The 12,911-nt window shown below is 61.8% G+C and carries 10 protein-coding genes and 1 tRNA gene; 5 read left to right on the top strand and 6 right to left on the bottom strand.

Annotated elements, in window-relative coordinates; all coding sequences use genetic code 11:
- Window positions 1-12 precede the first annotated feature (12 nt).
- The 4 genes from pstA to phoR form a co-directional block, all read right to left on the bottom strand.
- Window positions 13-1,335: a phosphate ABC transporter permease PstA gene (gene pstA, locus HJC04_RS09545; RefSeq protein WP_210629327.1), complete on the bottom strand. Its 1,323-nt coding sequence runs from the start codon at window positions 1,333-1,335 to the stop codon at window positions 13-15.
- Window positions 1,332-2,813 carry a phosphate ABC transporter permease subunit PstC gene (gene pstC / locus HJC04_RS09540; RefSeq protein ID WP_221145883.1) on the bottom strand — a complete coding sequence of 494 codons (1,482 nt, stop codon included), beginning with the start codon at window positions 2,811-2,813 and terminating at the stop codon, window positions 1,332-1,334. Before pstC ends, pstA begins: the two co-directional genes overlap by 4 nt.
- A 167-nt stretch (window positions 2,814-2,980) precedes the next feature.
- Complete coding sequence (locus HJC04_RS09535; protein WP_221122729.1) at window positions 2,981-4,015, bottom strand: substrate-binding domain-containing protein; 1,035 nt, start codon at window positions 4,013-4,015, stop codon at window positions 2,981-2,983.
- Between the two features lie 346 nt (window positions 4,016-4,361).
- Entirely contained in the window at window positions 4,362-5,582 is a 1,221-nt protein-coding gene (gene phoR / locus HJC04_RS09530; RefSeq protein ID WP_221146026.1) for a phosphate regulon sensor histidine kinase PhoR, read from the bottom strand.
- Window positions 5,583-5,820: 238 nt separating this feature from the next.
- Here phoR and ppk2 point away from each other — a divergent pair, with 238 nt between their 5' ends.
- On the top strand, window positions 5,821-6,702 hold the full coding sequence (ppk2, locus tag HJC04_RS09525; protein ID WP_210629330.1) for a polyphosphate kinase 2: 882 nt from the start codon (window positions 5,821-5,823) through the stop codon (window positions 6,700-6,702).
- Between the two features lie 13 nt (window positions 6,703-6,715).
- Here the strand turns inward: ppk2 and HJC04_RS09520 are convergent, their stop codons facing one another.
- Window positions 6,716-7,915: a regulator gene (locus HJC04_RS09520; protein WP_221145882.1), complete on the bottom strand. Its 1,200-nt coding sequence runs from the start codon at window positions 7,913-7,915 to the stop codon at window positions 6,716-6,718.
- Window positions 7,916-8,197: 282 nt separating this feature from the next.
- On the opposite strand from HJC04_RS09520, the gene HJC04_RS09515 reads away from it, so the two are divergent.
- The 3 genes from HJC04_RS09515 (at window position 8,198) to HJC04_RS09505 (ending at window position 10,028) form a co-directional block, all read left to right on the top strand.
- The gene (locus HJC04_RS09515; protein ID WP_221145881.1) at window positions 8,198-9,157 is read left to right on the top strand and encodes a nitronate monooxygenase family protein; all 960 of its coding nucleotides are present in this window, start codon (window positions 8,198-8,200) and stop codon (window positions 9,155-9,157) included.
- Window positions 9,158-9,275: 118 nt separating this feature from the next.
- Window positions 9,276-9,351 (top strand) — tRNA-Thr (locus HJC04_RS09510).
- A gap of 203 nt (window positions 9,352-9,554) precedes the next feature.
- A complete protein-coding gene (locus HJC04_RS09505; RefSeq protein ID WP_221145880.1) occupies window positions 9,555-10,028 on the top strand; it encodes a hypothetical protein in 474 nt (157 codons plus the stop codon).
- A gap of 1,001 nt (window positions 10,029-11,029) precedes the next feature.
- Here the strand turns inward: HJC04_RS09505 and HJC04_RS09500 are convergent.
- Window positions 11,030-12,166 (bottom strand): acyltransferase, encoded by a 1,137-nt coding sequence (locus HJC04_RS09500; protein ID WP_210629347.1) that lies wholly within the window; start codon window positions 12,164-12,166, stop codon window positions 11,030-11,032.
- A gap of 230 nt (window positions 12,167-12,396) precedes the next feature.
- Here HJC04_RS09500 and HJC04_RS09495 point away from each other — a divergent pair, with 230 nt between their 5' ends.
- Window positions 12,397-12,753, top strand: coding sequence for a hypothetical protein (locus tag HJC04_RS09495; RefSeq protein WP_259668834.1), 357 nt, complete (start codon window positions 12,397-12,399; stop codon window positions 12,751-12,753).
- Window positions 12,754-12,911 lie beyond the last annotated feature (158 nt).

Below are 12,911 nucleotides of genomic sequence, written 5' to 3'. Positions count from 1 at the left end.
GTTTAACTCCGTTTACCAGCGGCGCTCGAAGCGACGACGCAAGAGGATGGCGCCCATGTTCATGACGATCAGGAACAGGAGCAGGACGATGATGGCACCCGAAGTACGCTCCACGAAGGCACGTTCGGCCTCGTTCGCCCACATATAGACCTGCACGGGCAAGGCCGTCGAGGGCTCGAGCGGTGTCGTGGGCGCATTGGCGACGAAGGCGACCATGCCGATCAAGAGCAGCGGCGCGGTTTCGCCAAGCGCGTGCGCCAGGCCGATGATCGTGCCGGTGAGGATGCCGGGCATGGCAAGCGGCAGGACATGGTGGAACACCATCTGCATCTTCGAGGCGCCGAGGCCGAGCGCTGCGGCGCGGATCGAAGGCGGCACGGCGCGCAGAGCCGCGCGGGTGGCGATGATGATCGTCGGCAGGGTCATCAGCGTCAGCACCAGGCCACCGACCAGCGAAGCCGAGCGCGGCAGGCCGATGAAGTTGATGAAGACGGAAAGGCCGAGCAGACCGTAGACGATCGACGGGACGGCGGCGAGATTGTTGATGTTGACCTCGATCAGGTCCGTCAGCCTGTTCTTCGGCGCAAACTCCTCGAGATAGATCGAGGCGGCGACGCCGATCGGCAGCGACAGAACGAGCACGATCAGCATCAAGTAAAGCGAGCCGATGAGGGCAACGCCGAGGCCGGCGGCCTCCGGGCGGCTGGAATTGCCGTTGACGAAGAGGCCGCTGTTGAATTGCTTCTGGAGAACGCCGCCCGCCTTCATCTGGTTCATCCAGTTGACCTGCTTGTCGTTGACCTTGCGGTTCTTCTCATCGACGGAAAGATCGATCTGGCCCTTGTTGGCACTGTCAATATTGGCATCAGCGAGCAGGGTGACATTGACCGTCTTGCCGATGATCGAGGGATCGGCGACGACCAGATCGCGCAGCTGGATCGGCGCGCTCTTGGAGAGCATGGCGGTTGCATCGCGCACATCCGGACGGCTCGATGCATTGATGTTCAGCTGCTTGACGATCGCGTCACGCAGCAGAACCGGATAGTTGGCGGCGATCAGCACCGAAGGATCGGTCGCCCGCTTGCCGTTCGGATCGATCGTCTTTTCGGCGAATTCGATCGGCAGGGTGATCGTCGTCTGCTGGAAGGCGGTGTAGCCTTTGCCGATCACCGTCCACAGCAGGACGAAGAGAAAGATGAGGCCGAAGGCAATGGCGGCGATGCCGTAGGCCTGGAACCGGCGCTCGGCGGCATAGCGGCGCTTGATGCCGATGTCACGGCGGGCAGGCGCCTTGGAAACGGTGACACCGACGGCGGGAGAAACAATGTTCGTCATTCGTACTGCTCCCGATATTTGCGCACGATGTAGAGCGCATAGATGTTGAGGCTAAGCGTGATGCAGAACAGCGTGATGCCAAGCGCAAAGGCGACCAGCGTCTGCGGCGAGGTGAACTCGAGGTCGCCTGTCAGCTGATTGACGATCTTGACGGTCACCGTGGTCATCGGCTCGAAGGGGTTGATCTGAATGCGGGCGGCAACACCTGCGGCCAGCACGACGATCATGGTTTCGCCGATGGCGCGCGAGGCGGTCATCAGCAGCGCGCCGACGATGCCGGGAAGTGCCGCCGGCAGGACCACCTTCTTGATGGTTTCGGAGCGTGTGGCGCCGAGACCGAGCGAACCGTCGCGCAGCGCCCGCGGTACGGCGGTGATGATGTCGTCCGACAGCGAGGAAACGTAGGGGATCAGCATGATGCCCATGACGATACCGGCGGTCAGAACGCTCTGTGCCTGGATGAAGTTCGAATAGTTGCCGGAGAGCAGGCCGCTGATCTGCGCGGAGAAATCGCGCAGGAAGGGGCCGACGGTGACGAGGGCGAAGAAGCCGTAGACAATCGTCGGGATGCCGGCGAGCACTTCGAGCAGCGGCTTGGAGACGCCGCGCACCTTCGGCGAGGCGTATTCGGCCATGTAGATGGCGGCGAAGAGACCGACCGGCACGGCTACCAGCATGGCGACCAGGCCGATATAAAGCGTGCCGAGCAGGAGCGGGATCAGGCCGAACTGGCCGAAGGACGAGCTGCCGGCGCCGGCAAAGCGCGGATCCCAGACAGTGCCGAAAAAGAAATCGCCGGCGGGAACGACGGCAAAGAAGCGAACCGCTTCCGACAGCATCGACAGCACGATGCCGACCGTCGTCAGGATGGCGATCGAGGAGGCGAGCAGCAGGCCCCAAAGCATGACGCGCTCGACGCGGTTGCGGGCGCGGAAGCGCGGCGCGATGGCGCGCAGCGCATAAAAGGCGCCGGCAACGGCCAGAATGAAGACGATCGCGGTCATGGCGAGGCGGCTCGTCATGCTCATGGAATTGAGCGTCTTGGCGGCCTCGACCATGTATGGCTGCGGCTGGCCGGCGAGCGGCACGCCCTTTTCGCTGAGCTTGGCCTGCAGGGCGGCCGGATCGTTTGCCACCGCGGCGGCTTCGTCCGATGTCAGCATCGTCAGGCCGCGCGCGACCGTCGCCACCATCGAATAGCTCAGATCCTGTTCGACCGCGGCCTGCGCCTTGACCTCGGCAGGGAAAGTGCCGCGCACCGAGGACTGGATGACGCCGGGGCCGACGGAGAGCCAGACGCAGAGGACGACGAGGGCGGGAAGAACCGTCCAGATCGCGGCATAGGCGCCGTAATAGGCCGGCCGGGAATGCAGTGCGGAGGACCTGCCTCCGGCAAGGGCTGCGGCACGGCCGCGCGCGACCAGATAGGCGACGGCGCCGATCGCCACAAGGCACAGAAGTATGACGGATGTGCTCATTCGTTACGTCCCCAGGCCCGTGGCCCCCAAAAAGCGCGGGCGGCTTCATCAGCCTGCCTTCGGCTTCCAATCATGGAGAAGGAATTCAACCCTGCCGCGGAAAGACCGGGACACAGGGCCATAAACGATGCCGGCGCGGGCTTTGAAGCACCGCGCCGGCAAAGTCATTACATGGACTTACCAGCTTCGACGTCCTTGCGGATCGCGTCGCGCTCGGCATCCGGAGCGGCAACGAGGCCGTATTCAGCCAGCGGGCCGTCAGGGCCGATCATCTGGTCGGATACGAAGAAGCTGACGTATTCCTTCAGGCCCGGAACAGCGCCGAGATGTGCCTTCTTGACATAGAAGAACAGCGGGCGGGAAACCGGGTAGGTGCCGTTGGCGATCGTTTCGGTGGACGGAACGATACCGTTCACGCTGGCGACCTTCAGCTTGTCGGCGTTGTTTTCATAGAAGGAAAGGCCGAATACGCCGACGCCGGTCTTGTTGGCCGCGATGCGTGCGAGGGTTTCCGGATAGTCGCCGTCGATGTCGACCGCAGCGCCGTCCTTGCGGACCGCGACGCAAGCCTTGGTCTGGGCGGCCTTGTCGGAGATTTCCTTGGCGATGACGTCGAGAGCGCCCGAAGCCTTGCAGCCGGCGGCAAGAACGTTCTGTTCGAAGACTTCGCGCGTGCCGTGCTTTTCGCCCGGGATATAGGCGGCGATGTCAACGGCCGGGAGCTTCGGATTGACTTCCGACCACTTCTTGTAGGGGTTGGCGACGAGCTTGCCGTCGACGACGACCTGGGCAGCGAGTGCCTTGTAGATGTCGGCCGGAACGTAAGCGACATCAGGGTTGGACGAGTCGGTTGCGAAGACGATGCCGTCATAACCGATCTTGACTTCCTGGATGTCGGTTACGCCGGCGGCCTTGCAGGCTTCGGCCTCGTTCTTGTTGATCGGACGCGAAGCGTTGGCGATGTCGATGGTGTCTTCGCCGACGCCCTTGCAGAATTCCTTCAGGCCAGCGCCCGTGCCGCCGGATTCGACGACCGGCGTCTTGAAGTTGGTGAAGGTCTCGCCGAAGGATTCGGCAACGATCTTGGCGTAAGGCAGGACGGTGGACGAACCAGCGATCTGGATCTGGTCGCGAGCGACGGCTGCGCCAGCGAAGGCGGCAGTTGCAGCGAGCGCGGCAACGGTGAGCTTGAAGGTGTTCATTAGAAATCTCCCGCATTGGGCTTGTGTGAGTGCGGCCTGAGAGGCCCTCGCAGTGCCTTTTTTCATCGGCGGGACTCTCTTAACGCTGTAAGCACCGTCCTTTTATGTCAAACCCGTGAAACATTTGTGACAGGTTAAATCGCTGTTTTACAACGATAAAATTTATGGATCCCGCCTGAACGTGTCGACGGATGGCAAAGTTTGGATCGCGGTTCGACCATGCATTGTAAGTTTACAACACGTGATCCGGCGGTTGCGGAAAGGCATCCTGTCTCCGTCCCACCCTCGACAGGGCACGTCCCCTCTCCCGTCATTGCGGGGAGAGGGGACCACGAGAGATTGCGCCTTAGAAGCGCACCGTAAAATCGGTGCCTTTGCCAACCTCGGACTTGACGATCAGCCGGGCGCGGTGGCGGGTGAGGATATGTTTGACGATGGCAAGGCCAAGGCCGGTGCCTTTCTTCGAGCGGCTGTCCTCGATGCTGACGCGATAGAAGCGTTCCGTCAGACGCGGCACGTGCTCGGCCGGGATGCCCGGCCCCTTGTCGACGATGCTGACCTCCACGGGGCCACCGGCGCCGTTCTTCAGCCAGACATCGACGATCTTGCCTTCCTGGCCATATTTGCAGGCATTCTCCATCAGGTTCTCGAAGACCTGGACAAGCTCGTCACGGTCTCCCAGCACTTCCACCTTGCCGTCGGGCAGATGCAGGTCGATCTCGACGCCGACATCCCTGGCGAGCGGCACCAGCGAGTCGCGGACATGGTCGAGCAGCGGCACCAGGTCGACCTTCTCATCCGGCGCGAGGTGCGATTTCAGCTCCAGGCGGGAGAGCGACAGCAGGTCATCGACCAGCCGGCTCATGCGGGTGGTCTGATCGAGCATGATGCCCAGAAACTGCGCCTGCGCCTTCTGGTCGTTCTTCGCCGGGCCCTGGATCGTCTCGATGAAGCCGCGCAGCGAGGCAAGCGGCGTGCGCAGCTCGTGGCTGGCATTGGCGACGAAATCCGATCGCATGCGGTCGATGCGGCGGACCTCCGATATATCGCGGAAGGACAGGATGAAAAACCGCTCCCGCTCTCCGTCGGCCTGGAACTCGACGGGCGCGCTGCGGACGATATAGACGCGCTCGGACGGCAGCCGCTCGGCATGCTCGATCTGGTTCGGCGCATTGGTGGCGATGGTTTCGCGCACCATGTCGAGCACGCCGGGCGAGCGCAGCCGGGCCGATATATGGGCGCCGAGCGCCACCTCGCCGAAGGCCTTTTCGGCGGCGCGGTTCTGGAACAGCACCGAGGCGTCGTGCGACAGCACCATGGCGGGAATATCGAGCCCGGCAAGCGTGGCGGCAACATCAGGCAGGCGGCTTGGCGGCGCTTGCGGCTCCGCCTCCATCGGCTCGACGGGTTCCGCCTTGAGGACTGGCGCCTCGTTGAACAGCGCGGTCAAGATCATGACGAGCAGGAGAACGAGCACGACCCATTTGTTCATCCCGGCGGCAAGGGCGGCGAGCGCGCTGAGGATGGCCGCGAGCAGCACCGGCCGTTCGCGCCGGATGCGCGCCAGCAGGCTTTTTCTCCAGGGGGTTTCGTCTTGCAACTGGGCCTCGCGGCGTCGATTCGTTTCTTTATATTGAACTCTGCCTGATAGCGGCAATTCATGACAGAAGTTTTCGGCTGGCGCCGCTCAAGCGAATGACTGCCGGGCAAACGCGGGAAAAATCACCGGCCAAAAGCGAAAGATTTGATTTTCAACGGCAAATATGTTCGCCTACGGCAAGAGGACACCAGCCCAGGAGGGGCGTATGAGCGAGACTGTCGGAAGCAGGGCGGTGGAGCTTGATATCCACGGCAGGAAGTGCGTCTTCGACGTCGACGATCCGGTCCTGCCGGACTGGGTGGAGGAACACGCGCTGGAGTCCGGCGGGTTTCCCTATAAGAAGAAGCTCAACGAGGAGGACTATCTGGAGCAGCTTACAAAGCTGCAGGTGGAACTCGTCAAGGTGCAGTTCTGGCTGCAGGCGACCGGCAAACGGGTGATGGCGCTGTTCGAGGGGCGCGACGCGGCCGGTAAGGGCGGCGCCATTTCGGCCTCCTCGGCGCATATGAACCCGCGCCTTGCGCGCGCCGTCGCGCTCGCCAAGCCAACCGAGCGCGAGCAGGGGCAATGGTATTTCCAGCGTTATGTCGCGCAGTTCCCGACCGCAGGCGAATTCGTGCTGTTCGACCGCTCCTGGTACAACCGCGCCGGCGTCGAACCGGTCATGGGCTTCTGCACGCCGCAGCAATATGAAGCTTTCCTCAACCAGGCGCCGCAGCTCGAAAAGATCATTGCCCATGAGGGCATCTTCTTCTTCAAATTCTATCTCGATATCGGCCGCGAGATGCAGCTCAAGCGTTTCCACGATCGCAGGCACGATCCGCTGAAAGTCTGGAAGCTTTCATCGATGGATATCGCGGCCCTGACCAAATGGGGCGATTACAGCGAAAAGCGCGACCGCATGCTGAAGGAAACCCATACGGAATTCGCGCCATGGACCGTCATCCGCGCCAATGACAAGCGGCGTGCGCATCTGCAGCTTATCCGGCACATGCTCCACAGGATGGACTATGACGGCAAGGACAAAGCGGCGCTCGGCGAGCGCGACGAGCAGATCATCGGCTCGGGCCCCGGCTTCCTGAAATAGGTCAGTTGCCGCCTCACTGCCCCGGCAGGATGCGGATTGCGAACAGGTTGATGCCGCGCGCCTTGCCGTCGAGATCGCTGTTGATGACAAGCGTGCCGGGCGAATTCGGCGCCAGCGAGCGGTCGAATCTCACCTGCAGCAGCGCATCCGACTTTTCGCGGGTGACGCTGAAGCGATGGCGGGCACAGTTGCCGAGCGACTGGAAATTGCATTCGACCGTAACCTGCGTCGGCTCGTCGGTGGTCGATTGCAGCGTCAGCGCGATGGTCGAGGATTTGCCGGCAAGCTGCTGCAGCACCGAGGCGGGAACACTGACCGAGATATTGCCGTCAGCCGCACCGCTTTCGGAAATCAGCCGCACTGCCGGGCCGTCATTCTCGGTGATGTTTTCGGTGCGCGCCCGCGGGCCGCTTGTGATCTTGTCGGCCTCGTCGGGCTTGAACACCGGGATCCAATCGGCCGAAAAACTGTTCTGCGGATCGATGGTCACCGGCTGATCGGTGTGGCTGGCGGCATTGCCGGCGCTGTCGTCATTGCCGGTGAAATCCTCCGGCTGGGTGCTGGCCGGCGGATTGGCGACGCTGGTGTCGCGCTCGGCCGCCGTCAGGAGCAGGCCCGACGTATAGGCCCACCAGGCGCCGATGCCGATGAAGGCGAGCAGCACACACCAGACGAGAAGCCTCGAAAAGAACTTGCGCGGTTTGCGGCGGCCGGCCGCCCGCTCCGGACGGAAATCCATGTTGGCGGCGCGCTGGCCGCGCTGCAGCCGCTCGTCGCCCAGCGGGGCGGCGGAGAGATGATCGGCGGTGCTCGCATGCACGTCGTCAAGGCGCGACTCGTCGCCGCGGTGCATGATCACGTCCGGGCCACGGGTCTCGCCCGCCGCCACCGGGCTGTCGATCAGGCTGTCGATATCGGCCACATCCCCTCGATGAGCCGGCGGCGCCGGCATGTCGACGACCGGCGGCACCGGCACTTCAGGCGGTCTCTGGCGCGGGTGAAGACGGTCGCGCTCCTCGCTTTCAATAGCGTGGATGGTGGTTTCCAGGCGATGGCGATGATGGGCGACGGCATCGGCATCGGTGATATCCTGCTTGCGCAGGCCGGCTTCCAACGCCTGGCGGGCCGACTGGTAGATCCTCGCTCGAACCTCCGGATTGTCGCGATCGGCATTTTCGAGCGCTGTTCTGATGGCCGTTTCTAATCCGCTCACGTCAAGTCCTTCACTTCGAACCCGGCATCGGACTGCCGTCCCTGCCGTTCTCTATCAAAATTCGGTAGCGGCAAGCGCGGCAAACCGCAAGCCTTGCAGCCCCGCCGGCCGCTGATCGGCGGCGATATCGCCAGCTTTCGCGGCCCCGGGCCTTGCCCTCTTCTTCATGCGCGCCTGATATATCCGCCTGAAATCGACGAAGGCGTGGCGGCCGCTCTTTTATCAGCTTTTCTTCTCTGTTATGAGATTGACGTTTTCGTAAACGTCAATGCGCGGTGAATCATGGCCCTGCCCCCCATCCTCAAGGACAAACTCAGACTGCCGGTGATCGGCTCGCCGCTCTTCATCATCTCGCATCCGGCGCTGACCCTGGCGCAATGCAAGGCGGGCGTCGTCGGCGCCTTTCCGGCGCTGAACGCCCGGCCGGAGAGCCAGCTCGACGAATGGCTGGCCGAGATCACCGAGGAACTCGCCCGCCACGACGCCGCCCATCCGGAGCGGCCGGCCGCGCCCTTTGCCGTCAACCAGATCGTCCACATGTCGAACAAGCGGCTGGAGCACGACCTGTCGCTCTGCGTCAAATACAAGGTGCCGATCGTGATCTCCTCGCTCGGCGCCGTGCCCGAGGTCAATGCCGCCGTGCATTCCTATGGCGGCATCGTGCTGCACGACATTATCAACAACCGCCACGCCCATTCGGCGATCCGCAAGGGTGCGGACGGGCTGATCGCCGTGGCATCAGGCGCCGGCGGCCATGCCGGCACGCTGTCGCCCTTCGCCCTTGTCCAGGAAATCCGCGAGTGGTTCGACGGGCCGCTGCTGCTTGCCGGCGCGATCGCGACCGGCGGCGCGATCCTGGCCGCCGAAGCGATGGGCGCCGACATGGCCTATATCGGCTCGCCCTTCATCGCAACGCAAGAGGCGCGCGCTAGCGAGGCTTACAAGCAGGCGATCGTCGACGGCGCGGCAGCCGACATCGTCTACTCCAACTATTTCACCGGCGTGCACGGCAACTATCTCAAACCGTCGATCATCGCCGCCGGCATGGACCCCGACAACCTGCCCGTCGCCGACCCCTCGAAGATGGATTTCGAGCAGGCGACCGGCGGCGCCAAGGCCTGGAAGAACATATGGGGCAGCGGCCAGGGCATCGGCGCCGTCAAGGCGGTGGAGCCGGTGGCAAATCTCGTCGACCGGCTGGAAGCTGAATACAAGGCCGCCCGCGCCCGGCTGGCGCTCTGAGGATCTTCCACACCCCGCCCTCTTTTTTGCCAAAGGCATGACAGGGTGCTTGAAATCTTCAGACAATGCCTGTATCAGCGCCATGCAAATCGCAGGCCGCACGCTTCGGCCGCCAAATGCCGCTTTAGCTCAGTCGGTAGAGCACATCATTCGTAATGATGGGGTCACGTGTTCGAGTCACGTAAGCGGCACCATTTTTCTTCCACCGCATGCTAACAGTCTCCATTATAAGCCTCTTTTAATAACCTGCGTTCACCTTCAGCTTCGCCTGAACGCTCTCCAGGCAAGCTTCAGCAGGTGGTGGGCTTCTTCTCCCAAGACGGTCGGACTGCCACTTGCGCTCGCATGAGCGACCGATGTCGATCGAGCGCGAGCAGCCCAGCAATTAGGAGGATCTATGAGGATATCGCTTCTGAGTACCGTACTTTTCACCCTTACCATGTCGCCCGCCCAAGCCAAGGATTTCCCTCTGGCCTCATGTAGCGGATGGAACGGAACGCTGGTCAGCAGGACCGGGACCGATTCGAGCACTGCGGTTATGGAAGGGAACGTCAATCAGGCCAACCTCCAGGAATATTGCGAGCGAGACCCGGGAGGCGAGACAACCGCACATGGAGGGAAATTGACTGTAGAGCAGTGCGTGGCGATGTACATGAAAGAAAATGGGAAGGACACTTACCGTTCCACCGCCAATTGCCGCAAGGGCACCCTGTCCTTCTTTCCTGCTGGCGGAGAACCGCTGCGCGTCACTTTCCCATTGCCAGAGGATGCAGATGTGTCGTGCGCCTCAGGCATGCCGCCGCTGATCGAGCAGTTCACGATGCTCTGCCCTCGGGCGGCGCGAAAGTTCAAAATGATCGATGGCGAATGAAACGATGGCTGTCTCGGTACTGCCGATAAACTTTCGTCGGCCTTGAAAAACACGAGGATCTGCGTCAGACCGTGAGTAACAGCGCGAGAATTCATAGGCGAACTGCTGGGCATTATACCGAAGATAGAAGTTGCAAGCTTAGGGCGTCGCCTGTCGGCATACGTCTTAAAGATTGGCGCCAACCTGGCCGAGTGTAAAATAATCTGAATGTAGCGTTTCATTCGCGCTTTCCTCCGATGCCAATTGCCCCATGGGTTTTATCGCGGCTTTTTACTGGCGGAATAATATTATCTGTGTACGCTACAGTACCGGAACTGCTGTGACCGGAGGGACGTTGTTCCGCCTGGATCGCGCAGAGGGAGTCTCCTGTCTCCGCGCGCACCCCTTTGTAGCCTGCGCGATCCAACTTTTTCTCTCAGCTTCAGTCAAAACTCTGTAGATGATCTTCCCTTTAGCGCCCAAAGACACGCTTTTCTTGTACAGCTGTTCAAGTCAAACTTTGTCGGAACTTTCGCAGGACGCTGTTGTTTTCCTGGCGGGCCGCACGCGGCAGTCTTCTGCCCTGCTACACCCCTATTGGCAGTCGTCGTGCGGCCCCACCTTCGCGCTTTTGGGTGGAGCCCCGCAGCCGTGACAAATCCATAGAGCGCTGTGAAACCAACGGCGCGTTTTCTCGTTCAATGGCGGAATGGCTGTCGGGAGAATGCTGGATGAAGCTGGTGTCGTTCCACTATGCAGGGCCGAACGAGACCCTCATCTTCATCAATCCTGAGCACGTTGTTGCCGTTCGACCGTTCCCGAACACCACACACATCTATGTTTCAGCGCTCCAAAACCATGGAGGCCCCAGGTATTATCCCGTCAGAGAGACGATCGATGACGTGGTCAAGCGACTGATCAGTTAAGCGAGCGCTAGTGCCAATGCTATTCCATGAGGTCACGGCTGGAACGGCGGGTTCCGGTCACACCCGCCGTCGCATTGCAGGGAAGGTGTCGCGGGTCTAGGTCGCCACCTGCCTCGGTTGTGTCAGACGCCTGCCGACGGTCTGACCGGGCAACTCGATAAACTTGTAGCCTACGAAGGATAGGGCATAGACGGCGGGGATGGTGACAATCAACGTCGCCAGCCAGCGAGCGGGATTGCTGAGGTCGGTATTGCCGATCAGCCAGGCGATCACCGGCTGCATGATCAGCAGGTGAATGAGATAGGCGCCGAAGGAAAGTTCCCCGAGATTTCGAAAGAAGCTGTTGCCGAGCACCGCATTGACCGCGCGCGAATAATGGCCGGCGGAACCCGGAAACCGATCGGCGTGCACCAGGACAAAGAACAGCGCCACGATCCCGACGCGCACAGTTTCGTGCAGCACAGTCACGTCGCCGCCGACAGGGATGAGGACCAGCAGAGCCGAAATCGCAAAAGCCAGGTAAGCTCTGCCCTGCGACATCCATAATGCACCCGCGAGAAGCATGCCGGCGGCGAAGATGTGCATTTTCATCGGCAGAAACGACGGCATCGGGAAGCGAAAGCCCAGGTGATGGATCACCCAGGCGGCAATGACCGCCAAGCCGACGGTGACGAGCATGCCCTTCAGCCAGCCGAGCCGCCCGAGGACGATCATGATGAAGGGCAAAGCCGCATAAAACTGCATTTCCAGGCCGATGCTCCAATCGGGCAGCGCCGTGCGGAAGGCATGGGCCGGCGACAAGCCGAACAGGAAGGAGAGATGCATCAGGTAGTTGGTCAGGCCATCGTCCAGATAGCGGGATGCGGCTTGCGGCGGATTGCCGTTGAACGCATCGATGACCATCCTTGCCTGATAGATCTCGGACCCGGCGATGAGAGCAATCACCAGCATGACGTAGTAGAGCGGTGCGATGCGGAAGAAGCGACGCGCCCAGAACACCGCCCATGTCTGCGGGCTCTCCCATGGCTCCCTGCCCTTCCGCCGCTGATAGTGAAACACCATCAGGAAGCCGGAGAGCATGATGAACAGGTCGACCCCGAGCTCCGGATCTCCGATAACAGGCACCTTGAACCCCGTCAGGATGTGGGCATGGCCGATCAGCACCCATAGCGCTGCCAAACCACGCAAACCATCCAGACATTCAATGCGTCTGCCGCCTTTCATCGCGTCCATGAGATACCTCTATCCATTCGTATCCGCGGGCAGGGTTAGCATCTTCGACGGCAACCGGATAGTGTTGAGTAAATTTTTATGGGCTTCGGCACAACTTGCGCGGGTTGACAGTCGATGAAGGGCTGGCGGCGTCAGGCTGCCCATTTGCGTCCATTCGACTGCGAAATATTGGAAGGAACATGCCGCTGCCGAACCGGTTTCCCCTTGAGACAACAAGGATGGAGAAGACCATGTCCTGTAAACTCATCGCAATATCCCTCCTTTCGATCGGTCTTGCCGGCTCGGCTCTGGCCCAGACAGCCGGTGGGGCGAATTCCAGCGGGCGGCTTTCGGTGGCGCCCATTATCGGCGGCTCGGGCAATACAGGCGCGGGTTCGGCTGGTACCGGCTCCGCCGGCACGGGCTCGGCGGGCACGGGGTCCGTCGGCACCGATCCCGGCACGACAGGCAGCACCACCGGCAATGGCGGCGTCGATCTCAACAGCGGCCGCGGTACGATCAATCCGGGCGGAGTCAATCCGGATCTCCAGCAGACGCCAGGCTGCACCGACGGCAGCGGCTCGCTCAGCGAGGCCTGCCAGCAGTGAGAATGGCGAGCGCCAGCCTGCCGACGGATTTAGGTCCGGTCGTGATGGCGCCGGGCCTTCATTTCACCTGCCGCCACTGACGTCGCGCAAAATGACAACCGCCTAAGAGAATTGCTTTACCGGCCGGCGTTCCGGTCGTACAAAAGCAGCATCCCTCC

Source organism: Rhizobium sp. NLR8a, assembly GCF_019685235.1.
Classification (GTDB): domain Bacteria; phylum Pseudomonadota; class Alphaproteobacteria; order Rhizobiales; family Rhizobiaceae; genus Rhizobium.
The sequence above is the reverse complement of the archived record's forward strand: the minus strand, read 5'-3'. Positions and strand labels throughout refer to the sequence as shown.

Excerpts from the sequence above, each read along its gene's own strand:
- pstA (WP_210629327.1), bottom strand. The coding sequence starts at position 1,335 with ATGACGAACATTGTTTCTCCCGCCGTCGGTGTCACCGTTTCCAAGGCG.
- pstC (WP_221145883.1), bottom strand. The coding sequence starts at position 2,813 with ATGAGCACATCCGTCATACTTCTGTGCCTTGTGGCGATCGGCGCCGTC.
- HJC04_RS09535 (WP_221122729.1), bottom strand. The coding sequence starts at position 4,015 with ATGAACACCTTCAAGCTCACCGTTGCCGCGCTCGCTGCAACTGCCGCC.
- ppk2 (WP_210629330.1), top strand. The coding sequence starts at position 5,821 with ATGAGCGAGACTGTCGGAAGCAGGGCGGTGGAGCTTGATATCCACGGC.
- HJC04_RS09515 (WP_221145881.1), top strand. The coding sequence starts at position 8,198 with ATGGCCCTGCCCCCCATCCTCAAGGACAAACTCAGACTGCCGGTGATC.
- HJC04_RS09505 (WP_221145880.1), top strand. The coding sequence starts at position 9,555 with ATGAGGATATCGCTTCTGAGTACCGTACTTTTCACCCTTACCATGTCG.
- HJC04_RS09500 (WP_210629347.1), bottom strand. The coding sequence starts at position 12,166 with ATGGACGCGATGAAAGGCGGCAGACGCATTGAATGTCTGGATGGTTTG.
- HJC04_RS09495 (WP_259668834.1), top strand. The coding sequence starts at position 12,397 with ATGTCCTGTAAACTCATCGCAATATCCCTCCTTTCGATCGGTCTTGCC.